The organism is Paenibacillus sp. PSB04, assembly GCF_025809195.1.
Classification (GTDB): Bacteria; Bacillota; Bacilli; order Paenibacillales; family Paenibacillaceae; genus Paenibacillus_AQ; species Paenibacillus_AQ favisporus.
The window spans coordinates 5970668-5997089 of sequence record NZ_CP081301.1; the positions used below are offsets into that span (position 1 = coordinate 5970668).

19 protein-coding genes are annotated in these 26422 nt (G+C 53.7%); 9 read left to right on the forward strand and 10 right to left on the reverse strand.

Features of this window, described 5'->3' with window-relative positions:
- Nucleotides 1-189: 189 nt before the first annotated feature.
- Nucleotides 190-1419 carry an aminopeptidase gene (locus tag K2F33_RS27440; RefSeq protein WP_263880064.1) on the forward strand — a complete coding sequence of 410 codons (1230 nt, stop codon included), beginning with the start codon at nt 190-192 and terminating at the stop codon, nt 1417-1419.
- A gap of 98 nt (nt 1420-1517) precedes the next feature.
- Here K2F33_RS27440 and K2F33_RS27445 read toward each other — a convergent pair whose 3' ends face one another.
- The 3 genes from K2F33_RS27445 to K2F33_RS27455 form a co-directional block, all read right to left on the reverse strand.
- On the reverse strand, nt 1518-2687 hold the full coding sequence (locus K2F33_RS27445; RefSeq protein WP_263880065.1) for an MFS transporter: 1170 nt from the start codon (nt 2685-2687) through the stop codon (nt 1518-1520).
- Between the two features lie 70 nt (nt 2688-2757).
- Nucleotides 2758-3036 carry an ArsR/SmtB family transcription factor gene (locus tag K2F33_RS27450; protein WP_076167525.1) on the reverse strand — a complete coding sequence of 93 codons (279 nt, stop codon included), beginning with the start codon at nt 3034-3036 and terminating at the stop codon, nt 2758-2760.
- Between the two features lie 202 nt (nt 3037-3238).
- Nucleotides 3239-4003: an exodeoxyribonuclease III gene (locus K2F33_RS27455; protein WP_263882463.1), complete on the reverse strand. Its 765-nt coding sequence runs from the start codon at nt 4001-4003 to the stop codon at nt 3239-3241.
- Between the two features lie 162 nt (nt 4004-4165).
- Here K2F33_RS27455 and K2F33_RS27460 point away from each other — a divergent pair, with 162 nt between their 5' ends.
- Nucleotides 4166-5350: an MFS transporter gene (locus K2F33_RS27460; RefSeq protein ID WP_263880068.1), complete on the forward strand. Its 1185-nt coding sequence runs from the start codon at nt 4166-4168 to the stop codon at nt 5348-5350.
- 55 nt (nt 5351-5405) lie between these two features.
- Here K2F33_RS27460 and K2F33_RS27465 read toward each other — a convergent pair whose 3' ends face one another.
- Entirely contained in the window at nt 5406-5741 is a 336-nt protein-coding gene (locus tag K2F33_RS27465) for an antibiotic biosynthesis monooxygenase (protein ID WP_076167530.1), read from the reverse strand.
- A 294-nt stretch (nt 5742-6035) separates the two neighbouring features.
- On the opposite strand from K2F33_RS27465, the gene fabV reads away from it, so the two are divergent.
- The 6 genes from fabV (at nt 6036) to K2F33_RS27495 (ending at nt 13803) form a co-directional block, all read left to right on the forward strand.
- Entirely contained in the window at nt 6036-7226 is a 1191-nt protein-coding gene (gene fabV / locus K2F33_RS27470; protein WP_263880071.1) for an enoyl-ACP reductase FabV, read from the forward strand.
- Between the two features lie 541 nt (nt 7227-7767).
- A complete protein-coding gene (aspA, locus tag K2F33_RS27475; RefSeq protein WP_076167538.1) occupies nt 7768-9177 on the forward strand; it encodes an aspartate ammonia-lyase in 1410 nt (469 codons plus the stop codon).
- A 284-nt stretch (nt 9178-9461) separates the two neighbouring features.
- Nucleotides 9462-10535 (forward strand): endospore germination permease, encoded by a 1074-nt coding sequence (locus K2F33_RS27480; protein WP_263880073.1) that lies wholly within the window; start codon nt 9462-9464, stop codon nt 10533-10535.
- A complete protein-coding gene (locus K2F33_RS27485) occupies nt 10532-12382 on the forward strand; it encodes a spore germination protein (RefSeq protein WP_263880075.1) in 1851 nt (616 codons plus the stop codon). Before K2F33_RS27480 ends, K2F33_RS27485 begins: the two co-directional genes overlap by 4 nt.
- Nucleotides 12379-13524 (forward strand): Ger(x)C family spore germination protein, encoded by a 1146-nt coding sequence (locus tag K2F33_RS27490; RefSeq protein ID WP_263880077.1) that lies wholly within the window; start codon nt 12379-12381, stop codon nt 13522-13524. The genes K2F33_RS27485 and K2F33_RS27490 overlap by 4 nt, the downstream gene beginning before the upstream one ends.
- A gap of 78 nt (nt 13525-13602) precedes the next feature.
- Complete coding sequence (locus tag K2F33_RS27495; RefSeq protein WP_089546697.1) at nt 13603-13803, forward strand: hypothetical protein; 201 nt, start codon at nt 13603-13605, stop codon at nt 13801-13803.
- Between the two features lie 81 nt (nt 13804-13884).
- Here K2F33_RS27495 and map read toward each other — a convergent pair whose 3' ends face one another.
- The 6 genes from map to K2F33_RS27525 all read right to left on the reverse strand — a co-directional run bounded on the left by map (nt 13885) and on the right by K2F33_RS27525 (nt 25309).
- Nucleotides 13885-14631 carry a type I methionyl aminopeptidase gene (gene map, locus K2F33_RS27500; RefSeq protein WP_263880080.1) on the reverse strand — a complete coding sequence of 249 codons (747 nt, stop codon included), beginning with the start codon at nt 14629-14631 and terminating at the stop codon, nt 13885-13887.
- Nucleotides 14632-14797: 166 nt separating this feature from the next.
- Nucleotides 14798-17062 carry a YhgE/Pip family protein gene (locus tag K2F33_RS27505; RefSeq protein WP_263880082.1) on the reverse strand — a complete coding sequence of 755 codons (2265 nt, stop codon included), beginning with the start codon at nt 17060-17062 and terminating at the stop codon, nt 14798-14800.
- A gap of 226 nt (nt 17063-17288) precedes the next feature.
- Nucleotides 17289-17870 carry a TetR/AcrR family transcriptional regulator gene (locus K2F33_RS27510; protein ID WP_263882464.1) on the reverse strand — a complete coding sequence of 194 codons (582 nt, stop codon included), beginning with the start codon at nt 17868-17870 and terminating at the stop codon, nt 17289-17291.
- A 122-nt stretch (nt 17871-17992) separates the two neighbouring features.
- Entirely contained in the window at nt 17993-18331 is a 339-nt protein-coding gene (locus tag K2F33_RS27515; RefSeq protein WP_145134607.1) for a protein YmzB, read from the reverse strand.
- Between the two features lie 256 nt (nt 18332-18587).
- Entirely contained in the window at nt 18588-24053 is a 5466-nt protein-coding gene (locus tag K2F33_RS27520; protein WP_263880086.1) for a HAMP domain-containing protein, read from the reverse strand.
- 278 nt (nt 24054-24331) lie between these two features.
- Complete coding sequence (locus tag K2F33_RS27525; RefSeq protein WP_318671401.1) at nt 24332-25309, reverse strand: helix-turn-helix transcriptional regulator; 978 nt, start codon at nt 25307-25309, stop codon at nt 24332-24334.
- 237 nt (nt 25310-25546) lie between these two features.
- Here K2F33_RS27525 and K2F33_RS27530 point away from each other — a divergent pair, with 237 nt between their 5' ends.
- Nucleotides 25547-26332, forward strand: coding sequence for an alpha/beta hydrolase (locus K2F33_RS27530; RefSeq protein ID WP_263880088.1), 786 nt, complete (start codon nt 25547-25549; stop codon nt 26330-26332).
- Nucleotides 26333-26422: the final 90 nt, after the last annotated feature.

Consider the following 26422-nt stretch of genomic DNA (forward strand, 5'->3'; position numbering starts at 1 on the left):
TATGACAAACACGATATCAGCCGAAACTTAAAAAAACCTAAACTCCGGTAGGCATGCAAAAAAGTTTTTCGAAAAAGACGGGAGGCCCCGATAAGCTTGCATCAAGGAAATGGATAGAGATACACTGGTAGACAGACATTCTTTTCTCGGCAGGAATGCCATTTCACATACGATGGAGGAACTTGAATCATGGATCATTTTGAACAAATGCTGGAGAAATACGCCGAACTGGTCATCAAGGTCGGGGTGAACATCCAGCCCGGCCAGGTGCTGCTTGTGCAATCCCCGCTGGAAACCGTAGATTTCACGCGGCAGATCGTGTCCAAAGCCTATGAGGCTGGCGCCAAATATGTTCAGGTCGATTGGGACGACGAGAAGGTGACCCGCATCCGGTATGAACAAGCGCCTGACGATTCTTTCGCTTATTATCCGAAGTGGCAGGCCGACATGATGGAGCAGCTCGCCGAAGGCGGCGGCGCGGTACTGCACATCAAGGTGCCCGACCCTGAGCTGTTCCGCGGCATCGATTCCGCCAAAGTATCGACGGCCGTAAAAGCGGCGGCGGTGGCCCGCGAGAAGTATCAGGCCTACGTACGCAGCAACAAGGTCAGCTGGTCGCTGATCAAGGCGCCGACCCGCGCCTGGGCGAACAAGGTTTACGCCGATTTGCCGGAGGAAGAGCGCGTCCCGGCTATGTGGGAAGCCGTATTCCGCATGAACCGTGTCGACAGCGGGGATCCCGTCGCGGCTTGGCGGGATCATATCGCCGAGCTGAAAAAACGGCAGCAGTACATGAACGACAAGCGGTATAAGAGCCTGCACTACCGTGCGCCAGGCACCGACCTGCGGGTCGAGATGCCGGAAGGGCATTTGTGGCTCGGCGGCGGGGATTTGAAGGAGGACGGCGTGTATTTTGTGGCGAACATGCCGACGGAGGAAATCTACACGATGCCGCTGCGGACCGGAGTCAACGGAACGGTGTCCAGCACGCTTCCGCTCAACCTGAACGGCCGGCTGGTGGAAGGCATCAAGCTAACCTTCAAAGACGGAAAAGTGACGGAGTACGATGCCGTATCGGGCCGCGAGGACCTGACGTCGCTGCTGGAAACGGATGAAGGCGCGTCCTATCTCGGCGAGATGGCGCTTGTGCCGCATGACTCCCCGATTTCGCTCATGAACCGTGTCTTCTACAATACGGGCGTGGACGAAAATGCTTCCTGCCATTTCGCGCTTGGTAGCTGCTATCCGGTCAATATCGAGGGCGGAACCAAGCTGAGCAAAGAGGAGCTGCTCGCCAAAGGCGGCAACGTCAGCCTGACGCACGTCGATTTCATGATCGGTTCGGACCAATTGGACATTGACGGTGAGCTGCCGGACGGCACCGTCGAGCCGGTGTTCCGCGCGGGCAAATGGGTTTAAAAATAACAAAAGCGGTCAGTCCCTAAAGAGGACTGGCCGCTTTCTTTTTAGATATAAACGTAGTTTCTCTGCTCCATGCGAGAGGAAGCCCCGTTCCTTTATTCCGTCGCCGCAACCTTTCGCCGTGCGGACAGCTGATTCAAGCCGAGCAGCGCCAGCATTGCAACCAGTACCCCCACAGCCCCGATCCATGTAACCGCCGACAGCGAGACGCCCGAGACGACTAAGCCGCCGATACCGGCGCCGGCCGCCATGGACAGCTGCATCATCGATTGGTTGAGCCCCAGCATGACACCGGAGGATTCCGGCTTAATCGTCACCAGATTGTACTGCTGTGCCGGTCCTGTCGACCATGCGGCGAATGACCACAAGATCAGGATGGCGAACACGGCGAACGCCGAGTGGCCGGCCAGACTGAGCAGAATAAGAGCGATCACGTGAAGAGTCATTCCGCTCAACAGGGTGAAGGTCACCCCTTTCTTATCGGCACTGAAGCCTCCCACTTTTGATCCGACCAGGCTGGCGATGCCAAAAGCTAACAAGGCCGTGCTCAGCAGGCTTTCCTGCAATCCGGATATTTGAAGCAAATAAGGGGACAAATACGTGTAAGCCACCGAGTAGCCGCCCAGCCAAAAGAAACTGATAGACAGGCCCAGCGCAACTTTCGGGTTTTTCAGAAGGGAAAACTGTTGGCGAAGGGGCACATGCGCGTCTCCCTGAATCCGCGGGATGGTCACCGAAATGATGAGCATCGCGACAATGCCGAGCAGAGCAATCCCGATAAATACCGCTTTCCAGCCAAAAGCAGCCGCGACCATTCTTCCGAGCGGCACACCGATGATGAGCGAAGCTGTAAAGCCCATGATGACGGTGGCCAAAGAGCCAGCCTGTTTACCTTCAGGCGCAATTTTGGCGGCGATGCTAAGCGCCGTGACGACGACCATCCCCGCACCAAGCGCCATCAGTATACGTGACGCCAGCAGCAGTTCATATCCGGGCAGCACGAACGACAAGATGTTGGCGACAACGAAAATGCCGAGGGCCGTGATCATCAGCCTGCGACGGTCCCACCTTGCCGTCAGGGCCATGAGAACAGGCGTAGCGATCGCGTATGTCAGCGAGAACACGGTAATCAGCTGACCCGCGGCAACGACTGTAATGCCCATCGAATCCGCAATTTTATCCAAAATACCGGAAACGATGTATTCCGAGGTACCTACCAAAAAGCTGATGATGGCCAAAATGTAAATCTTCCAGGTGCTGGTCATAAATGCAATCAAACTCCTTTGAATAATATTTTCGTATTTCTACAATCATAGAAATAAAGGACAAAAAAAATTAGTTCAACAGAAATGGCGCATATTTCTGCGCTACCTCACGGTTCAGGCAGTAGAAAATGAAGGTGCCTTCCTTACGCGAATCCAGCAGACCGCTCTCTGCCAGCTGCTTCAGATGATGGGACAGCGTGGAGTCCGCTACAGTTTCCAGCTTGGTCCCAAGCGTGGAACAGCAGGCTTCACCTTCCCGGGAAAGGATCATCGCCACTTTCAAACGAGTCGGTTCGCCCAGTGCCTTGTATATTTTTACGGCTTGCTTGGACTCCACATCTTCGTTCATATTCCCCTCCTCCTTCCTGATTTCGTATTTCTAAATTTATAGAAATAAATTAGCATACGGTTTACCGGATTGTCAACACCCTATCTTTGTGGGTGGTATTAAAAAGTGGGATCATGCCCCTCACTCACCGCTGCATTGTCTGATCATGTTGATTGCCGCAGTGAGCCAAGGGATGACGGATTACAAGGACAAGACCCACCGTTTACAGCTTCGTTTCGTCCATCAGCAGCTTCACCGGACAATGATCGCTCCCCAGGATCAGATGATCGATCTGGGCGTCAATCAGGGACGGGGCAAGCCGTTCCGATACGAGAAAATAGTCGATCCGCCAGCCCACGTTCCGCTCACGGATTTTGGGCATGTAGGACCACCAGGTATACGCGCCTTCCTGCTCCGGGTAAAAATGTCTGAACGTATCGATCAGCCCCGTATTCAGCAGGTCAGTCATTTTGCCGCGTTCCTGAGGAGTAAAACCCGAGTTTTCACGGTTCGACTTCGGATTCTTCAGGTCGATTTCCTGATGGGCGACGTTTAGATCCCCGCAAATGATGACAGGCTTTCGCGCATCCAGCTGCTGAATGTAGCTTCTGAACCGGTCCTCCCATTCCAGCCGGAGATCCAGTCTCGACAGATCGCGGCGCGCGTTGGGCGTATACACGTTGACCAAGTAAAAGCCTTCGTACTCGAGCGTAAGGATTCTCCCTTCCGGCTCCACGTCCTCTTCCAGCCCGGAGTACACGGACAACGGCTTCTGCTTAGTAAAGACGGCGGTACCGGAATAGCCTTTCTTCTCGGCGTAGTTCCAGTATTGGTAATACTCGTCCATCCCGTCCAGGCAGATCTGCCCTTCCTGGAGCTTCGTCTCCTGCACGCAGAAGATGTCCGCGTCCACTTGCTTTACATATTCTATAAAACCTTTATTGACACAGGCCCTGAGCCCGTTCACGTTCCAAGATACCAATTTAATCATCATTTCCCCCGCTATTGTTGAAGTCTGTAACTCTAGTCTACCATACTACGTCCGCCCCTTCCGTGACAAATCGGTGATTTAGAAAATGATAGATTCATGATACAATGTCCTAACGCAATTCAACTTATTTCCAAATGACGTGAGGGATCTATTGTACCCATGAGAACTTCCGCTCCTGTTAAAGCGTTTAACTTTCTGTTTTTCGCCCTGCTGGCCATTTTCATCCCGTTTCTCCCCGTATATTTTGATGAGCAGGGACTGTCGCCTTCCCAGATCGGCTTCATCGTCGGTACGGGAGGATTTATCACGATTGTGGCCCAGCCGCTGTGGGGGATGATCAGCGACCGGACCAAAACGATCCGGAAAGTGCTGCTGCTCCTTCTCGTTTGCGCGATCATGACCGGCTTTATCCTGTACCATACCGGCACGTACAGCCTGATCATCCTGTTTGCCATGCTCACCTACTTTTTTCTAATGCCGGTCGATCCGCTGACGGAAAGCCTGAATTTCCGCGTCGCGGAATCGGCGGGGATCAGCTACGGCTCGCTTCGCACCTATGGGGCGCTTGGCTATGCAGTGATGTCATTATTCGCAGGCTATATCATGACTTCGTTCGGCGCGCACAGCTTGGCGTATTTGTTTGCGGCCATTGGTCTGATCAGCTTTGTCATTACGCTGTTCATGCCGGACGCTCCGGTGTCGGGCAAACCGGTCACCCTTTCCAGCCTGAAGCATTTTCTCAGCAGCAGAGAAACTCTGCTCTTTCTCATCCTGGTCTTTATTAGCTCGATCCCCGCGCGGATGAACGATACTTATTTAGGAGTTTACATCAAGGAGCTGGGCGGGAAGGCCAGCCTGGTGGGACAAGCCTGGTTTCTGGCAGCCGGAAGCGAGATCGTCGTGTTCGCCTTGAGCTTCTGGTGGCTTCGCAAAGGCAGCGAGCTGATGCTGATCGCCTTTTCAGGATTCTTTTACTTTATACGCTTTTTCGCATCGGCCTGGATTGAGGACCCGCATCTCCTCGCCTATTTGCAGTTACTGCAGCTGCTCACCTTTCCGGTGTTTTATTCCGCCGCCATTCAGTACCTGTACCGCATCGTTCCGGTCGAATGGCGGGCAACCGGGCAGACGGTGCTGGCGCTGCTGTTCTTCGGGGTTTCCGGCATTATCGCTTCCTTTGCAGGTGGTGCGCTGTATGAGGCATTCGGCGGGAGGACGCTGTTTCTGACGATTTCCGGCATGTCGCTGGCGGGAACGGTGTTCGGGATTGTACTGTACCGGATTTACGGGCGCAGAAACCGTGCAGCAACTGCAGAGACGGCCGGAGAGAACGCCCCGGAATAATCATGAAGACTACAAAAAACCGCCATTAGTGGCGGTTTTTTCTTGGTTCCCGATATTAATTGGTGCTGGAAGAAGCCTTGCCCGGCTTCACAGCCTGCACTTCATACATTTTGACGGTTGTGCTGATCATATAGGCTGGCGGCTCCTGGCCCTTCTTGTCGCGATGACCTTGAAGATGCGCGTCGCTTTTCTCCCAATTTTTCCAATCTTCCTGGGATTCCCAGCGGATCATGACGACGACTTCGTCCTGCTCTCTTCCACGGGTATTGACCATGACCGTTCTGTCGATCAAACCGTTCATCTCGTCCATTGGGCCGTCCTTGGTGAATCTGGCCGCAACCTGTTCGCTGTACCCTTTTTGCACAGCCATTGTTCTCAATTGAATAAACATAGGTGGTTCCTCCCGTCAATCGATATGATTGCTGTATTCCTGCGGAATCATCGCCTCATGTCGGCTCCGTGATTTCCGGACTGTATTCATCTTACTTGATAATGATTCTCATTGTCAAATGAGTGGACATCCCGAAATCTCTCCGCTTCTACCATTCACCGCTTAAACCCTTGTATTTCGGTTTTTAGATATAATATCATTAAAGGAGTTTCCTCATGGCTGTAGTATGGTATACATAAACCTGACTCCAAACAAACGATACTTTACTTTAACAAAGAGAGGATAATCATTCACATGATCATCAAACCAAGAACCCGGGGCTTTATCTGCACGACGGCACATCCTGTAGGTTGCGCTGCGCAGGTCCAGGCCCAAATCGATTACGTCAAATCCAAGCCGGCCGTCCAAGGGCCGAAAAACGTGCTCGTGATCGGCGCGTCGACCGGCTATGGCTTGGCGGCACGCATCACAGCTGCATTCGGAGCCGGAGCGAATACCGTAGGAGTATACCGCCCAAGCAGCGGTTCCGAGAAACGGACAGCCTCCGCCGGATGGTACAATTCCGCCGCGTTTGAACAAGCAGCTGAAGCGGCCGGGCTAAAATCTTTCAGCGTGACAGGGGACGCCTTCTCGACTGAAACGAAGGAGAAAACGGTGGAATTGATCCGTTCCGAACTCGGTCAGGTCGACCTGGTGGTGTACAGTGTGGCATCCGCCCGGAGAACCGATCCGGTCACCGGCGAAGTGTACAATTCCACCCTTAAACCGCTGGGCAAGCCCTATACGAATAAAACCGTCAACTTCCACACCGGCGAAATCAGCGAAGTGACCATTGAACCCGCTACGGAAGAAGAAGTCCGCGGTACGGTTGCTGTTATGGGCGGGGACGACTGGCAGCTGTGGATCGATGCGCTGGAGCATGGCGGCGTGCTGGCCGACGGAGCCGCCACCATTTCCTTCTCCTACATCGGATCGGACATCACCCAGGCCGTGTACCGGGAAGGCTCCATCGGCAAAGCCAAGGATCACCTGGAAGCCACTGCGCTGAAGCTAAACGACCAGCTGGCGGCCAAAAACGGACGCGCTTATGTCGTTGTCAGCAAAGGGCTGGTGACCCAATCCAGTTCGGCGATCCCGGTCGTGCCGCTGTACATCTCCGCACTGTACAAGGTCATGAAAGAAAAAGGCATCCACGAAGGATGCATCGAGCAGACCTACCGCCTGTTTACCGACCGTCTGTATACCGGCGGCGAAACGCCTGTGGATGAAGTCGGCAGAATCCGCATCGACGACTGGGAGCTCCGCGAAGATGTGCAGGCTGAAGTCGCCGACATCTGGAACAGCATCACATCGGACAACATCTATGATCTGACCGATCTTCATGGGTACCGCCGCGAATTCTTCCAGCTGTTCGGCTTTGAGACGGATGGCGTCGATTATGAAGCCGACGTAAATCCAGACGTGAAGGTTCCGCATTCCGTTTAACCGATTTATATGCTTATATTATAGAGAAGCCCGGGTATGCTTGTTCGCCTACCCGGGCTTTTTGGCTTGTTCACCAATTCTTCGATGTGACGAATCATAAACACTCATCCTCCGGGTATGTTAATGAAGACGATCCTTTGTCATCGGTTGGTCGGCATTGTCAATGACTTCTCTGAACATGTTCCTCTCCTCCGGAGACTCGGGCCTGCCAGCGCTACAACCACCGACGGCCAGACTATGAACATGATACGCCTCCTCTTTTTTATGCCAAGCTGTGCGAAGTGTAAAAGCTCCTTCTATGTAAGCCTTGCCACCAATACAAGGGTCAAACGTATGTATGTAAAAGTAAGTCATTCACCGTCCCCCAGGTCCGTATCGTCCGTTTTCAGTGGACAAATGAATGATCTTTACACCCCTCGTTGACAATAAACTAGCAAATTTCAAGACAACCAGCGTATAATGGTAGCGAGTCCGACAAATCACAGCGTTTACATGCGGCTCTTTGACTTATCCAGTACAGATACCCGGAGGATTGATTTTCATGAGATTGGAAAAAGATTTTCTAGGCACCAAAGAAGTTCCTAACCATGCATACTACGGCATTCAAACCCTGCGCGCAAAGGAGAACTTTCCGATTACCGGACAGCGTCTGCATCCTGAACTGATCCGGTCGATGGCCATGGTCAAAAAGGCTGCAGCATTGGCTAATATGGAAATTAAACGGCTGCTTCCAGCCAAAGGTGAGGCCATTGTACAAGCCGCAGATGAGATCATTGGCGGTGAGTGGCTCGACCAATTTATCGTGGATCCGATCCAAGGCGGCGCCGGTACATCGATAAATATGAATACGAACGAAGTGATTGCGAACCGAGCATTGGAATTGATGGGCAAGGAAAAAGGCAGCTACGCCGACATCAGCCCGAACAACCATGTCAACATGGCCCAATCGACCAACGATTCGTTTCCGACCGCCGTCCATCTGGCGACACTGACCATGATTGACAAGCTCGTGGCCACCATGACCGATCTGCATCAGGCCTTCGTCGATAAAGCCAACGAGTTTGACGCGGTGATCAAGATGGGCCGAACCCATCTGCAGGACGCCGTTCCGATCCGTCTCGGGCAGGAATTCCAGGCATACGCCCGCGTGCTGGGCCGTGACATTGAGCGGGTCAAAGCCACCAAGAACAACCTGCTGCATATCAACATGGGCGCCACAGCGGTCGGCACAGGCCTCAATGCCGATTTGACCTACATCAAGCGCGTGGCTGAAATTCTGGCAGAGCTCAGCGGTTTTCCGGTGCAGGCAGCAGATCATCTTGTCGATGCCACCCAGAATACCGACGCCTACACCGAGGTGTCCGCCGCCTTAAAAATTTGCATGATGAACATGTCCAAAGTCGCCAACGATATCCGGCTGATGGCTTCCGGCCCACGGGCAGGACTTGGGGAACTTTCTCTCCCTTCACGCCAGCCGGGTTCCTCCATTATGCCGGGGAAGGTCAATCCGGTCATGTGCGAGGTTATCAACCAAATCGCGTTCCAGGTGATCGGTAACGACCATACGATCTGCCTGGCATCCGAAGCCGGCCAGCTGGAGCTGAACGTCATGGAGCCGGTTCTCGTCTACAACCTGCTGCAATCGCTGGAAATTATGAATCAGGGCTTCCGGGTGTTCCGCGAGCACTGCGTCGAGGGCATTCAGGCTAATGTGGAGCGGTGCAGGGAATATGTCGAGAACAGCGTCGGCATCATTACAGCACTGAATCCGCACCTCGGCTACGAAGTCGTCTCCCGCATTGCGCGCGAAGCGATCACGACCGGCAAGTCGGTTCGGGAGCTGTGCCTGCTGTACAACGTGCTGACGGAAGAAGAGCTGAACATCATCCTCGATCCTTACCAAATGACCAATCCGGGCATTGCAGGCGAAGCGCTGCTGCGGAAGGAATAAAATAATAGGAACAGGCCGTGCCGGTATTGGCACGGTCTTTTTTTATATAAAAGCAGTGTTGTTCCTCCTATTCCTTCTAGATATTTTGAAAATATCTACGTACATAGAATGAACTAAATAATGTTATAGGCCATTACTGGGCGAGATAGCAGGAAGTTCCATGCAAAACTTTTGTTCAATTTATGTAAATACATAAAATTCACCGTTCTTTACCATACTACCCATAATCTTAACCAAAGCCTAACCGGAATAGAGTGATAAGCGCGATGGGTTCTGTCAATCGAATGAGTTTCTCCCAAATCTGTATGATCCTCATGTTAATGAACGGGCTGACCAGTCATGTCATTGTGAATCCCATGATTCTGGACTCGTCCGGCAGAGATGCCTGGGTTTCCGTCATCATGGCGGCGGTCTTTTACGTGCCCTGGTCGCTGCTGCTCGTCTTGTTCATGAAGAGATCCGGAAACCGGAAGCTGCAGCCATGGCTTGCCGATCGGACCAAACCATGGATTTCCTGGGTCCTCATGGCCCCGATATGCCTGTATTTGTATTTAATAGGTGGCCTTACGCTTCTTCATACCTCCACCTGGACGATCACCAATTACCTACCGGCCACGCCGAAGCTGGTGCTCGTTACCGTACTGGCTCTTGTTTGCCTGTACATGGCAAAAACCGGGCTGCGCTCCATGGCCATTGGAGCTGGCGTCCTGCTGCCTCTTGTCGTCTTCCTGGGGATTTTCGTCTCGGTTGCCAATACGGCGCACAAAAATTACAAATTGCTGTTCCCCTTGATGGAGCACGGCTGGGTGCCGCCTGTTCATGGCATGCTGTATGCCGGAGGTGCGTTCATCGAACTCATCGTCATCGTCACGATGCAGCACCGGATCCGGTCGAATGTGAAACCCTGGCATATGGTCGTGTTTGCGCTGTTGATGGTTTGGATTACGCTGGGACCCGTTATAGGAGCCATCACCGAATTCGGGCCGTATGAAGCGGCCAAGCAGGCCACGTCCCCTTATGAGCAGTGGCGGCTTGTCAAAATCGGCGATTATGTGGAACATGTGGACTTTTTGTCGGTGTATCAGTGGCTTGCCGGGTCAACCGTACGGGTCAGCCTATCCTTGTTTTTGCTTGCGGATATTATGCCTTTCTCCAGTCAAACGATGCGGAACCGATTTATCCTCGCCCTTACGTTCAGTTACATCGTGCTGTGCATGTTTCCGTACAGCCAGCAGGACTTTTATAACATGATGTACCGGAATTATTTTCCGGCATCGCTGATCTTGGGAATCGCGTATTCCCTGCTGTGCGTTGGCATGTCCTTCATTCCGGAGAAAAGGAGGGAACGTACGACATGACGGATACTGAAAATAAACATAACATGCCCCAAGGGAGCAATGAACCAGCAGAGGACCAGAAATCAGAAGGTCATCCGCATGGTGATAAACGTGACCAGGATCACGAAAAAAGCGGGGATCAAGGTAAACGGCGCGACCATTCATCGGAAGATCCGTCTTCAGAAGAGTCGGGCCAGGAAAATCGCGCACCGCTGGACGACACCGAAGATGACAACGGGGACAACAGCGGCCCTGAACATAACAAGGATAAAAGAAACGATGAAGATGCAGAGCATGGCAAAGGTAAAAGTAAAAATGAAAATACCGATAACGAAACTTCAGAAGACGGCCAGTCGGATGATAACAAGTCCCAAAAAGACCAAAAGGAAGACAACCCCTCGGAGGATCCGACGCTTTGGAATTTCAGTAAGCTAAACGATTTGTTTGCGAAAAGTGCAGATATTAAAGTCCAAATGCATCGGCTCAGCAAATCCAATCCTTATTCGGAAATCGTATTGGTCTTTGCTGATGGTCTGTGCGAGTCGTCGCAGATCGGCAAAGTCATTCTGCCGGAGCTCTACGACATGTATGAGAAGGACGGCCTTCCATCCAAAAAAGGCGAACTGCTTGCAGGCAAACTTCCGCTGAGCGCGCTAAAGCACAACGCGCCCAGCAGCGAGGTGGAAGAAGCGGTCTTTCAGGGGAGTGTCGTCCTGTTCCTCCCGCATACCAACGAGCTGTATACGATGGACATCAGCAGCATGCCCAAGCGGACCCCGGAAGAGTCGACCACTGAAATTTCCGTCAAAGGCCCGAAAGACGGTTTCACCGAAGATATCAGCACAAACGTCGCGCTGATCCGCAAGCGGCTCCGCAGCACAACACTCTGCAATGAGACGTTTATTATGGGCAGACGAACACGGACGCGCGTATCGCTTCTTTACATTGATGACATCATCTCACCGAAGCTTCTGGAGGAAGTCAAAAAGCGAATGTCCAAAATCGACATGGACGGACTGTATACGGCGAGCCAGCTGGAGGAACTGCTGTCCGACTCGAAGTACTCCCTGCTGCCGTTAATCGATTTTACGGGCCGGCCGGATTACGCGGTCAGCTCGTTGATCAACGGGAGATTTGTCATCATCGTAGACGGCAATCCGATGGCGCTTACGGGTCCTGGCTCGCTGTCCCTGCTCATGAAGTCGCCGGAAGACATCCACTTTAACTACATTTATGTCTCCTTCGTGCGCCTGATTCGCGTGCTCAGTCTCGTCTTGTCCGTGGCTCTTCCGGGATTCTGGGTGGCCTTGACCGCATTTCACCAGGACCAGCTCCCATACCGGATGTTGGCGACCATTTCAGTGACCCGTCTGGGCCTGCCCTTTTCCGCTCAGATGGAGCTGTTTCTGCTGCTCCTGCTGTTTGAAATCTTCCGCGAGGCCGGCATCCGGCTGCCCACCACGATCGGCCAGACCTTGACCGTCATTGGCGGTCTTATCATCGGCGACGCCGCCATCCGTGCCGGGCTGGTCTCTCCGTCATCGGTCGTCGTAGGCGCCATTACGACCGTCACTGGCGCGACCCTGGTCAACCAAAGCTTAACGTCGGTCATCAGTGTTATCCGGTTCACCTTGTTCCTGATCGCCTCGTTTCTGGGCATGTACGGTCTCATTCTCGGCTTGATTCTGCTGCTGATCTACGTATCCCGCCTCCGGACGTTCGGAGAGTCCTATCTTGCGCCGGTTTCGCCTTTCCGGTTCAAGGATTTTATCAACTCGGTCATCCGTCTGCCGTGGGATAAAGTCAAAAGCCGCACCTCCTTCCTGAATCCGCAGGATCCGGATCATCAAGGGGAATCTCCGACATGAAAAGAACGGTGCTATCCATCGTGTGCTGTGCGCTGCTGCTTCTCCTGCCGGGATGCTGGAACTCCAAGGATATCCAGAATATGGCCTATGTGACGGCGATCGGACTTGATTATGTGGATGGAAAATATAAAAGCTACATTCAGGTGCTGAACTTCTCGAATGTTGCTCAATCCCAAAATGCCCAGGTCGGTAAAGTCGTGCCGATCTGGATCGGTACGGGAGAAGGGAAGACCGTGACCGAATCGCTGACGTCCATCTACTCGACGGCCCAGCGCCGTGTATATTGGGGCCATATGAAAGCGGTCGTTTGTTCCGAGCGGCTGCTCAAGCATGGCATGGACCAAGTGTTTGACATGCTGAACCGGTTCCGGGAGATCCGCTATAACGTGCTGCTATACGGGACGAGAGATCCGGTTCAAGACATTTTGACGGAGAAGTCCATCCTGAATTTTTCTCCGCTGGAAAGCGTATTGGAATCACCGCAGCAGATTTATACACAGCGTTCGTTCATCCTGCCCATTTACGAGTTCAAAATTTTGGCCCAGCTGAGAGAACCAAGCGGGACAGCAATTCTTCCTTCGTTGACGATCGACTATAAGGACTGGTATGAGGATAAAAAGGATCACCCGATGCACCGGGTATCCGGCGCATATTTCTTTGACAACCGGGAGCTTCGCGGATGGCTCTCGGAGGATGACCTGAGGGGAACCCGCTGGATTCAGCGGCAGCTTGAACGGTCACCTGTCAACATCCCTATCGGTAAGACTCCCGTAGCCACCCTGATTCTGATGAAGCCGCATTTTGTCGTCGAACCCAAATTGGAGAACGATAAAATACACTTCAATATCCGGATCGGTCTAAAATCCTACGTAGATCTGCTCATCAAGGATACACCCGAGTCGACACTGGAGAAAATGGCCGCCGAACTGGTCAAGAAGGAAGTCATCGAGAGCTATAAAAAAGGCGTTGCCCTGAAATCCGACGTGCTCATGCTGGAGGACAAGCTGTACCGGAAATACCCTGACAAATGGAGGGAGCTCAGCAAGCAGTCCGATTTTATTTTGACCGAGGATATGCTGAAAAACGTGGACGTCACCATTACGATGGTGAACTCCGGAAAGTACAAGCAAAGGGTTCACTGATCCACCGGTGCATGGTATGATGAAGCAAAGAATGCGTTCCTGTCATGCACAGCCAGGGATCAAGGAAGGTGATTGTATATGTGGATTTACATCGTCGTGATCGGCATCGCCCTGCTGGCTGCTGTCGGGACGTTCTGGGTCGGATTTTCCGCAGAAAACAAGAAGCGTAACCCGGAATACGAGCATCGTACGAAGAAGAATCTGTCCAAGCTGACTTCCATGTACGTGGTGACCGTGGTCCTCGCGATCATCATCTGCGTTGCGGTGTATTTGAGATAGCTTGCGCTCCACATAACAAAAGAGAAGCACCATAAGGGTGCTTCTCTTTTTGTATTTCTGAAGGCCGTCTAGAGAGTTCGATTACTGTGCCGTCAAAATTTCCGGTCCGTTCGCCGTAATCGCGAGGGTGTGCTCGTACTGCGCCGACAGTCCGCCGTCCAGCGTTCTGGCGGTCCAGCCGTCGCTGTCCATCTTGCTTCGGTAAGTGCCGGTATTCAGCATCGGCTCAATCGTAATCACCATGCCTTCCTTCAGCCGCGGACCCACATTCGCCGGCCCGTAGTGGGGAACCTGCGGCGCTTCGTGCATTTCCTCCCCGATGCCGTGGCCGATGAAATCGCGTACGACCGAGAAGCCTTCACCTTCGGCATAAACCTGGATCGCATGCGAAATGTCGCCGATCCGGTTGCCGATGACCGCCTTCTCGATTCCTTTGTACAGGGATTCATGCGTCACGTCCAGCAGGCGCTGCGCCTGCTCGGAAATGTTCCCGACCGGATAGGACCATGCGGAGTCGGCCAGCCAGCCTTTCAGGTTGACCACCATATCCACGGTAATGATATCCCCGTCCTTTAGCACCGTTTTGCCCGGAAAGCCATGGCAGATCACGTCGTTTACCGAAGTGCAGGTCGCATAAGGAAAACCGTTGTATCCTTTCTGCTCGGGTGTAGCCCCATGCATGCGGATGAATTGTTCCGCGAAACGGTCAATCTCTATAGTGGTGATGCCGGGAGCGATCATCTTGCGGATCTCACGGTGGCAGGCAGCCAAAATTTCGCCCGCTTCTTTCATGTACTTGATCTGGTCTTTCGTCTTCAGAATTATCATCTTTTTATCTACCCTCATTCCTGTCTGTATCTTCTTATTATACCCAATATCGTCAATGTCCGAAATCTACCCGTATCATCTTATGCGTGATAAGGCGAAAAGGAGCTCCGGCCCTTCGATTGGAAGAACCGGAACTCCTGTGAATGGATGGTTATCGCGAGTGCAATTAAGCCGTTTGCGGCTCCGCAGAAACTTCCTTCGCCTTACGGCCCTTGATCAGGAAGTAGACAAGGGTCAAAGCAAGGAAAATCACGGCGTCGATACCCAGTATGCCTGCCTGCTTCCACACCAGATCGAAATCTCCGCTGGCGATAATCGCCTTGTATCCGAGCACGCTGTGGGACATCGGAAGCCAAGGATTCAGCGGCTTCAGCCAATCCGGAATCAGCTCCAGCGGGAACGTTCCGGCGCTGGTTGCCAGCTGCAGAATTAGCAGGATGATGATCAGGAAGCGTCCCGGCATATCCAGCCAGGTGACGAACGCCTGCACGATAAACATAAACGTCAAGCTCGTAATAAAGGAGAAGAGGAAGAAGAGCGGTACGCTTCGAACCTCCAGCCCCAGTCCGTACAAAATGATCGCTGCCGCGACCACGGACTGGAACAAGCTCATGCCCGCGAAGGACAACGAACGGCTGACAAACCGGCTGAAGCCGGAAGCGCCAGGAACCGTCGTTCCTTTGAGCGAGATGACCAGCGTCGAAATGAGCGCTCCGACGAACAGGCCGAGCGACATGAAGTACGGCGTCAGGCCTGTGCCGTAGTTCGGCACCTTGCGGTCATCGATTTCCTTCGTATCAACCGGGGAAGCGAACATTTCCACAAGCGCATCAGTCTTCTTGAGCTCGGAGGTTTTATCCGCCGCATCCGTCAGCTTCGTCTGCAGCTCCTTCGAACCGTCCTCCAGCTTGCTGATGCCGCTCTTCAGGTCACCTGCGCCGTTGTTCAGCTGCTGCGAACCGTCGGCAAGTGTTCCGAGCCCGCTGGCCAGCTTGTTCACGCCGCCCTGCAGCTGGCTGGATCCTGCCAGGAGCTGCTGGGCGCCGCCCACCAGGCTCTGGCTGCCGCCGGCCGCTTCGGACAGCTTCTGGCCGAACGTTTGCAGGCCGGCCGTAAGCTGCTGCTGGCCGGCATTCAGCTTGGATGCGCCGGCCACGAGCTGCTGCTGGCCTTGTACGAGCTGTCCGCTGCCTGCGGTGAGCTGCTGCGTGCCCGCATGCAGCTGGGCCGCGCCGCTAGCCAGCTTCTTCTGGCCGGCATTCAGCGAGTTCGCCCCGCTGAGCAACTGCTGCTGCCCCTGTGCGAGCTGGGCGCTGCCGTCGGCTACCGCCTGGCTTGCTGCGATCAGCTTCTGCAGCTCAGGGTTTGCCGCGAGCTCAGGGCTCGCTTTGGCCAGCTGCTGCAGGCCGTCGGCCACGCCTTTGGCGCCGTCGGCGACCTTCTGAGCGCTGCCTGCGGAAGATTCAAGGCCGCTCGCCAGATCGGAGCTTCCCTTCTCCGACGCCTTCAGGCCGGATTCCAGTCCGGCTGCGCCCTCATCGGCGCTCTTCAGACCGGCATTCAGGTCTTGGGCTCCCTTGAGCGAGGACTGCAGCCCTTGATACAGCTGCTCGCCGCCCTTCTGGGCCGACACGGCCCCTGCGGTCAGCTGACCCTGCGCGCTGCTCAGCTGGCTGAGCCCGCCGGCAAGCTTCTTGGCGCCCCCTTCCAGGTCGCCTACACCTTTGGTCAGGTCGCTTGCCCCTTTGGCCAGCGGACCCATGCCGTCCTTCGCTTCAAGTGTGCCTGCGGCCAGCTTGCCGAGGTTTTCCTTCAGCTTGACGGCTCCTTCATCCAGATCATTGGTGCCGTTGTGCAGCTTGCCCGCGCCTTCACCGGCTTCGGCCAAACCGTCCGATACCTCCGTAAAATTGTCCAGCAGGCTGTCGGTATACGATTCCGTTACCTTCGCGGATACTTTGGACTTGATATCTTTTACGGCCGTATTGCCGATCTGGGAGGCTACAAAGTTGTAGTCTCCGTTCGGCTCGTATAAGATGCTGGCCGGCTGCGGATTTTCATCCATCAGCGTCGTCGCTTTGCTGGAAAAATCCTCGGGGATCGTAATTTTCATATAATAGCGGTTATCCTTGATTCCCTGCTCAGCTTCTTTTTCACTGACGAATTCCCAGTCAAAGTCCTTGCCTTTCTTCAGTTCGTCCACCAAATCGTCTCCGATGTGGAGCTGCTTGCCTTTGAATTCGGCGCCCTTATCCTTGTTGACCACCGCTACCGGCAGTTGGTCCAGATGACCGTAGGGGTCCCAAAAGGCCGCCAAATATACGCCGCTGTACAAAATCGGAATAAACATGACGGCAATGACCGGAATGAGCACTTTCGGATTTTTTACGGCCGCCGCCAAATCTTTAAAAAACACGGCTATTGATTTCATGTTCCCGGGCTTCCCCCTTTACGTGATTTAGTATGACTCAGACACTCCCGAGTATCATTGACTGATTTCTTCAATTGGTCAGTTTTGCGCATACGGAAATACTCCGGACAAAAGGACCCCACAACGTGGGGCCATTGCTCCGAGACGTACTCGGGTACTTCGCCGTGGCACCTGATAAAGGCCGCAGCGTTCCCTGCTCTTATAAAGGGATATAACGCATGCCCGGTTATTTCACAGACAGCCCTTCTTCCAGAAACAACCGGAAGTGCTGTCTGATTTCCGCCTTGGTTAACGTTGCTTGATGCTGTTTGTTCCATTCGGACGTCAAGGCGACATACATTTTCAGCATGAGGAAAGCGACGACGGACGGATCGCATTCGCGGATTTCGTGTTGCTCCACCGCGAACCGGACTTCCTTCTCCATATAGCCGAGGATGACACCCTCCACCCGGCTCATCGCCTCTTGGGACTGTGGCGTCCCGAAGTCTCTGACCTCCTGTGAGAGCTTGATCAGCAGCTCATGCTCCCCCCGGAATTCCAGAAGAGAGTCCAGAACCCGGAACAGGTTGTCGAAAAACGGCTTCCGGTGATCCACTTCCCGCTCAATGATCGTTTTCATTTCGGAGATGACGCCGTGCAGAATTTCGTCAAACAGCTGTTCTTTCGTATCAAAAAACGTATAAATCGTTCCTTTTCCCACATTAGCGATCTTCGCTACCTGCTCCATCGTCGTCGCCTTGTACCCGAACAAGGAAAAGGACCGGGCAGCCGCGCCCAGCACCTGTTTCTTCCGGTCGACCGATCCTATGATGTTCTCCTCCCATCTAAACGCGTATCAGCAAAAACTGACCAATTTTCAATTCCAGTCATAAGGTCAGTTTTTACTTTACCACATTTATTGGAATATGCAAAGATACTTATTGAAATTTTTCACGATTGAATGAAAATTTCATATTTTGCCCGTTCCGTTTCCATGGAAAGCTGCTGGTCCTGCACATTCGCGTGCTTCAATCCGTCAACGTAAATTTGGTATGTGCTCTGCGGAAGCGGGATATCTCCCTGCTCGTTCACCACAGCTCCGCTGCCGTGGAGGATCAGCGAATCCCCTTCGGTATATTCGTCAATCGTCGGTGTGCTCGGCTTGTATTCCACATCCTCCAGCGTGATTCGTGTCTGGTCGATGTCCTCAAGCTCCTGTTTGCGGATCATAACGGTCTGCTGTTTATGCGCGTTCAGCCAGTCGGTTACGGATTTGAGAGATTCGTTCATTAAAAAGCCCTTCTTTCTGCGTAGTAGTCATTGCCTTCATCTCCGGGTACGGTTGGTGCCGATGAAGCGGCCGCGGCCCGTCTATAAAGAGTCTAACCATTCCGCCGAAAGGCAAAACATCCCTGGAAATCACGATCTCTCCGCCAAACTGGATCAAAGAACAGGGGCTTATTGTGATAGGGACATTGCCGAGAATAGAAAAAGAGATGCCTCCCACCACAAATAGCGGGAAACATCTCTAAAATGTCCGTTCCTTCTACTCCTCCTGGTCCGGCCCGGCATCCTCCTCAGGTGCCGTCGTTCCGAGCCAGCTGCGGATCATCGACAACAGCTGCGCGCTGTTCACCGGCTTGGTAATGTAGTCGGATGCTCCGGCTTCCAGGCATTCCTCCCGGTCGCCTTTCATCGCCTTGGCGGTCAGAGCAATGATCGGGAGATCCTTGAACTGCGGCTTGCTGCGGATCGCCCGCGTCGTTTCGTAGCCGTCCATAACCGGCATCATGATGTCCATCAGCACGATCTCGATATCCGGCGTCTGCTCCAGAATTTGAATGGCCTCGTGTCCGTTTTCAGCAGGAACGACCATCATCTGATGACGCTCCAGGATGGTAGTCAAGGCAAAAATGTTGCGGATGTCGTCGTCCACTACCAGAACCTTTTTATACTGAATCATCTCGTCGGATTGATACAGCTTGCGCACGAGCTCTCCCGCCTGTTCTGGCAGGTCATCCAGCTTGCGGTGCAGGAACAGGCTCGTCTCGTCGATCATCTGGGCGGTCGTCTTGACCTCTTTGATGACCGCGGATTTGGTCAGCTCTTCCAGTTCCTCTTCCTGCTCATGGTTCCATTTGACGCTCCGGTTCAAGACCAATGGCATGTGCTTGTTTTTTGGATTTTTCTGCATTTCCCGGACGAACTGCAGGACGTTCATATCCTCCAAATCGTTATCCGCGAGCACGCAATCAAAATGCTCATTCTTCAAGGTCTCGAGCGCTTCCCGGGCGGTCTGCGCCATGACGATCCGCACGTCCTCGCTGCCCAGAAGAGCCGCCCATTCCTGGCAGCGCTCATCTTCCGTTGCGGCCAGCAGCAGGCTGCGGCTATGTTCAGCGGCAAACCGGCTCAGCTGATCCAGCGCCTTCTCGAGGTCTTCGTTGGTGACCGGCTTGCAGACATACTCATAGACTCCCTTGCGGAGCAGTTCAACTTCATCCTCTTCGACGGTGATGACGCAGACCGGAATATGCCGGGTTGCCAAGTCGTTCTTCAAGTGCTCAATGACCATCCAACCGTCCATATCGCCGAGGCGCAGATCGAGCGTAATCGCCTCCGGCTGGTATTTTCTCGCCAGCTCGAGTGCGCCGGATCCTTTTGTCGTGATGACCGCCTTGATATTCTTCCGGTGCAGCAGTTCCAGCAGGATTTCGTTAAACTTCACGTCGTCTTCAATGATGAGAAAGACGCGATCTCCCGGCTCGATCCGCTCCCGGTCGTCGTTCACGTCATCCGCCTTGCGGCTGAAGGTCAGCTTCTGCTCCGGCGGCGTGACGTCGATGATTTCCGGCACGTATTTCGGCGTTTCCTCCTGCGGCCCCATTTCCGTGTCGACCGGCAGGTAGAGATTGAAAATGCTGCCTTTGCCGACGACGCTGTACAGCGTCAGTTCCCCGCCAAGCAATTGGGCGATCTCACGGGAAATGGCCAATCCGAGCCCCGTGCCGCCGTACACCCGGTTCGTGCTGCCGTCCGCCTGCTGGAACGCTTCGAAAATGATCTGCTGCTTGTCCTCCGGAATGCCGATTCCGGTGTCGCTGACCGAGAAGCACAGCACGTTCGGCGCTTGGTTCAGCGATTCGTTATCCCTGCTCCAGCCTTCGCTGGCCCGCCGCAGGGCCAAAGTAACCTGGCCCTTCTCCGTGAACTTAAAGGCGTTCGACAGGAGGTTTTTGAGCACCTGCTGCAGCCGCTTCTGATCGGTAACCACCGTATCCGGCACGTTCGGATCCACCTTGATGCTGAACTCGAGCAGGCTGTTATCCACCATCGGGCGGAACGACCGGTCGAGGCTGTCCGTCAATGCTTTGAGGGACACTTCGCTGAAGTCCGGCGTTACGGTGCCCGATTCAATTTTGGACAGATCCAAAATTTCATTGATCAAGTTCAGCAGCTCCAGCCCTGAATCCTGGATCGTTTTGGCGAATTTGACCTGATGTTCGGTCAAGTTCTGATCCGGGTTATCCGCAAGCTGTTCTGCAAGAAGGAGGAGGGAATTGAGCGGCGTTCTTAATTCATGCGACATATTGGCCAAAAACTCCGATTTGTAGCGTGAGGTCAACGCAAGCTGCTCCGCCTTCTCCTCGAGGAACTGCTTCGCAACCTCGACCTCCTGGTTTTTGCTCTCGACCTCGGCCTTTTGCAGGACGAGCAGCTTCGCCTTGTCCTCCAGCTCCTCATTCGTATGCTGAAGCTCCATCTGCTGCTTCTGCAGCTCTTCCGTCAGGGACTGCGACTGCATGAGCAGCTCCTCTGTCCGGCGGTTGGCCTGCATCGTGTTCACGACGATGCCGATCGATTCGGTCAGCTGATCCAGGAAAGCCAGATCGATCTCGGTAAACGCCCGGAAGGACGCCAGCTCCAGCACGCCAAGCACATGCTCCTCGAATATAATCGGCAGCAGCACGATATTAAGCGGCACGGCTTCGCCGAGTCCCGAAGATATCATGACATAATCATGCGGCACATTCGTCAGCAGGATACGCTGCTTCTCCACGAGGCACTGGCCGACCAGCCCTTCGCCGGCACGGAAGCGGTTCGACAGATGCTTCCGGTTCTGGTAGGCGTAGCTGGCAAACAGCGTCAGCACCGGTTCGTCGTTCTCCGGCTCGTTGATATAGAAGACGCCATGCTGAATCGACACGAGCGGCGCCAGCTCCGACAGAATCATGCGGCTGATGGCATACAGGTCGCGCTGTCCCTGCAGCAATCTCGAAAACTTGGCGAGATTGGTCTTCAGCCAGTCCTGCTCGGTATTGATGCGGGTCGTCTCTTTCAAGTTCCGGATCATTTCGTTCACATTGTCCTTCAGCGCGGCAACCTCGCCGGCCGCTGCGACATCGATCGTCCGTGACAGATCCCCTTTGGCAACCGCCGTGGCCACATTGGTGATTGCACGGACCTGCGTGGTCAATGTGCTCGCCATATAGTTGACATTGTCGGTCAAATCCCGCCAGGTGCCGGCGGCTCCCGGAACGCTGGCCTGACCGCCCAGCTTTCCTTCTGCGCCGACCTCACGGGCGACGGTAATGACCTGATCGGCGAACGTATCCAGCGTCTCGGTCATATTGTTGATCGTATCGGCCAATTCGGCAATTTCGCCCTTCGCATCCACGTTCAGCTTCTGCTTCAAGTTACCGTTCGCCACGGCGGTCACGACCTTGGCGATGCCGCGGACCTGATCCGTCAGATTGTTCGCCATAATGTTAACGTTGTCGGTCAAATCCTTCCAGATGCCGCCGACCCCGCTCACCTGTGCCTGTCCGCCCAGCTTGCCGTCCGTTCCGACTTCGCGGGCGACGCGCGTGACCTCGGAGGCAAACGAGTTCAGCTGGTCCACCATCGTATTGACTGTATTTTTCAGCTCCAGCAGCTCGCCGCTGACGTCGACCGTAATTTTTTTGGACAGATCCCCGTTGGCGACTGCTGTGGTCACACCGGCAATGTTCCGCATCTGGATCGTCAGGTTGCGCGTCATGTTATTCACCGTATCGGTCAAGTCCTTCCAGGTACCCGACACATCCTTGACGTTCGCCTGGGCGCCGAGCTTGCCTTCTGTTCCGACCTCGCTGGCCACCCGCGTTACTTCCGACGCGAAATTGCTGAGCTGGTCCACCATCGTGTTCATCGTGTTTTTCAGCTCAAGCAGTTCGCCCTTGACGTCGACTGTAATCTTCTTGGACAAATCGCCCTTCGCTACCGCCGTCGTCACTTCGGCGATGTTCCGCACCTGGTTCGTCAGGTTGCGGGCCATGTTGTTGACGCCTTCGGTCAAATCCTTCCACGTGCCGCCGACGCCCCGGACCTCGGCTTGTCCGCCGAGCTTCCCTTCCGTGCCGACCTCGCGGGCGACGCGGGTGACCTCGGACGCAAACGTGCTGAGCTGATCCACCATCGTGTTGATCGTGTTTTTCAGCTCAAGGATTTCGCCCTGCACGTCCGCGGTAATCTTCTTCGACAGGTCCCCGTTCGCCACCGCCGTCGTCACGACGGCGATATTGCGCACCTGATTCGTCAAGTTCGAGGCCATGTAGTTGACGTTCTCGGTCAAATCGCGCCACGTGCCGGCCACGCCCTTCACCTGCGCCTGACCGCCGAGCATGCCGAGCGTTCCGACCTCGCGGGCCACGCGGGTAACTTCGGACGCAAACGTGCTGAGCTGATCCACCATCGTGTTGATCGTATTTTTCAGCTCAAGAATTTCGCCCTTGGCGTTAACCGTAATGTGCTTGGACAGGTCACCCTTCGCCACCGCTGTCGTCACTTCGGCGATGTTGCGGACCTGATTGGTCAGATTGCTGGCCATGGAGTTGACGCTTTCGGTCAAGTCACGCCATGTTCCCGCTACGCCGCTGACCTCCGCCTGTCCGCCCAATATGCCCTCCGTGCCGACTTCGCGGGCGATTTTCGTCACTTCGGAAGCGAACATGGACAGCTGGTCCACCATCGTATTGATCGTATTTTTAAGTTCCAGGATTTCACCCTGAACGTTGGCCGTAATTTTTTTCGATAAATCCCCGTTGGCAACAGCCGTCGTAACAACCGCAATATTGCGGACCTGATCCGTCAAATTCGTTGCCATGTCGTTGACGCTCTCCGTCAAATCTCTCCACGTGCCGGACACGCCCTTGACGTTCGCCTGCCCGCCGAGCTTTCCTTCCGTGCCGACCTCGCGGGCCATACGGGTGACCTCGGACGCAAAGGTCGACAGCTGCTCCACCATCGTATTAATCGTATTTTTCAATTCCAAAATTTCGCCGCTGGCATTGACCGTGATCTGCTTGGTGAGATCGCCCTTGGCCACTGCCGTAGTCACTTCGGCGATGCTGCGGACCTGGCTCGTCAGATTGGCCGCCATGCCATTCACGCTGTCGGTCAGATCCTTCCATGTCCCCGAGACGCCTTCAACATCGGCTTGACCGCCCAAAATGCCTTCGGTCCCCACCTCTTTGGCTACGCGGGTCACTTCGGAAGCAAACTTGCTCAGCTGGTTGACCATCTTGTTGATGTTGTTGGCCGATTTTTTGAACTCGCCTGTCAGCGGCCGCCCTTCAAACTCCAGATCCACCTTTTGCCGCAAATCACCCTGGGCAACCGCGTTGATCACGCGCACCATCTCGCTGGTCGGCTGGATCAGGTCACTGACAAGACCGTTTAACGACTCTACGGCCGCCTCCCAAGACCCGCCGGTATTTTTATGGGAAAACCTGCGCGACAGCTTGCCTTCTTTACCGACAACCCTGGCAACGGTATCGATTTCGGACACAAGGCTCTCCTGCATTTCCATGATCTCATTAAAGGTGTCTGCGATTTTTCCGGCGATGCCCGTCTGATCGTATGGCATGCGGTATGTAAAATCTCCCTTTTTAAAAGCCATCAGCGCATCGAGCAGTTCCTTGGACTGAACCTGGCTCTCTTGCGAATCCGGTTTCAAATGCTGATCCGACATGGTCAAATCCCTCTCTCGACATAATTTTACACCGTTCATTGCTGGTAAACATGATTTCTCTATTATTCTACTATGCCGATTAAAATCTGTCATTTTTCTGCCAGTTAAAAGTTAAAAATTACACTTTAACGAAAGCACATTAGCGAACACACAAAAAGCCGCCCAAATCGCTGGACGGCCGTGAAGGTATCAAGTTACTTTTGCATAGGACACTTGTTCTCAGCAGCTAACTCGAGAGAGAAATCTACATCCACCCCAATAAAATTGAAATCGGAAGACTAGGATTGTGGAACGTTGTATTCTTCGAGAGCACGGACCAGCTTCGTTCTGACAGCTTCTCTTAGTTCTTCCGGTTGGATCACGACCGCTTCAGCACCAAACGAAAAAAAATAATCAGCAAAGAATGGTATTTCCGACGGGAATATCCCCATTTCCAGTATGCCTGTGCCGTCATTGGAACGATGTACTTCTCCCCAAGGGAAAATCCAGCTCTTTTCTCGGAATAACTCAATCCCTTTTGCCGTTAGTTTCACTTGAACATCTATGCTTTCCAATGTGCTGTAGAAATGAGGCCCCCAGTTCGTTAAATCCACCTCTGAAACATCCACTGTAGGCGTTGACGCTTCGGCATCTGCCAAAACAGCTGACCCTATCCGGTCTACCCGGAATAATCGGAAAGCTTGTCGCAAATAGCAGTAAGCTGGGCAAAACCAATATCCTTCATGGGCATATATACCGATGGGTTGAATCGTTCTTTCATGGGTACCATTCTTTCGAATTCCATAATTGATTGTTACGGGCAACCTTCTAATGGACGCTTGGAGCAATAACTCAAGGCAGCCAGCTTGTTCCGGGCGTGTATGCGTAAAGAAGTCAATTCGGTTTCGCATCTCGTCGATCTGACTTTTCACATCTTCCGGTAAGTACCTGTAAAATTTTCGAAGTGCGGATTTTGCAGATGCCTCGAAAGGCAGCGAGCTGAAGTGTCGAAGGGCATGGGAAGCAAAAAATATGGAGAATGCCTCATTTTCCGTAAATGAGATCGGTGGGAGGCTTCGCTCAGTCAGAACATGGTATCCGCCTCCCGCTCCAACTTGAGAGTATAAAGGCACTCCCATTCCACTCAGCTCCTGCAAATCGCGCAGCATGGTTCGGGTAGACACACCAAATTCTTCGGCAAGCTCTTTGACGGTGAATTTCCGCTTTCGATTTACCGCCATCATCAATTCAATCAGGCGCCTTGACTTCCCCATCATATTTACCCCCAAAAGATTATAGTGACAAGTTCTGTCACATTCATATTATACACTATGAATACGCCGGATCGTTGGGAGAGATTGACGGTAGAAAGCGATATAAAAAAAGAGAAGGAGATTATTCATATGTCTAGAGAACAACGTAACAAATTGGATGAAATGCTGCGGCGTCCTAACCCCGCCAAGCCGCAAACCGTCGAGGAGATGCGCGCGAACTTCGCTGCCATGATGGCAACGATGTTAGTACCTGCGGGCGTGCGGACCACGCCGACAACCATTGGTAATCGACCCGGTGTAATCGTTGACCCTGCACAGGATACCCGGCCAGGAATCATTCTTTATTTCCATGGCGGCTCGTATATTGTGGGCTCCCCCTACACGGCTATGTCCCTTACCGCGAGCCTGGTCGACAAGACCGGTATCCGGTCCGTCTCACTCGATTATCGCCTCGCCCCGGAGCATCCGTTCCCTGCGGCTCTTGAGGATGCTCTCGCAGCCTATCGTGAGCTTCTGGACAATGGAGCCCAGGCGTCGTCTATTGCGTTTGCCGGCGACTCCGCCGGCGGCGGTATTGCTGTCTCGACTTGCCTGATGGCACGGGACGCAGGCCTGCCGATGCCAGCAGCGGTCGTTACGTTCTCGCCGGGGCTCGATAAGACGCATTCCGGAGCAAGTATGGATAGCAAAATGGGGTTCGATCCGTTCTTCACCCGTGAGGGCTTTGCATTGACGGACGAGATGTACCTCGCAGGACAGGATCCGAATCATGAACTCGTAAGCCCCGCCAGGTTCGCCGATCTTACCGGATTCCCACCGATCCTGCTGCAGGCCGGAACCAACGAGCTGCTTCTTGACGATTCCACGCAGTTAGCCGATCGTGCACGTGCAGCAGGCGTTGATGTCATCCTTGACGTTACCGCCGACGTCCCGCATGTGTTCCAGGCGTTCACAGGTATGCTTGAAGAAGCCGATCAAGCCCTGGACCGTGCTGCACTATTCATCACACAGCATCTCAAATGTTGAATACAATAGTTTAAAGATTCGCTAATTAAAATGCTCCCCTATATGATAAGGAGAGCATTTTTTTCGTTATTGCATTTCTTTGGTTGGCCC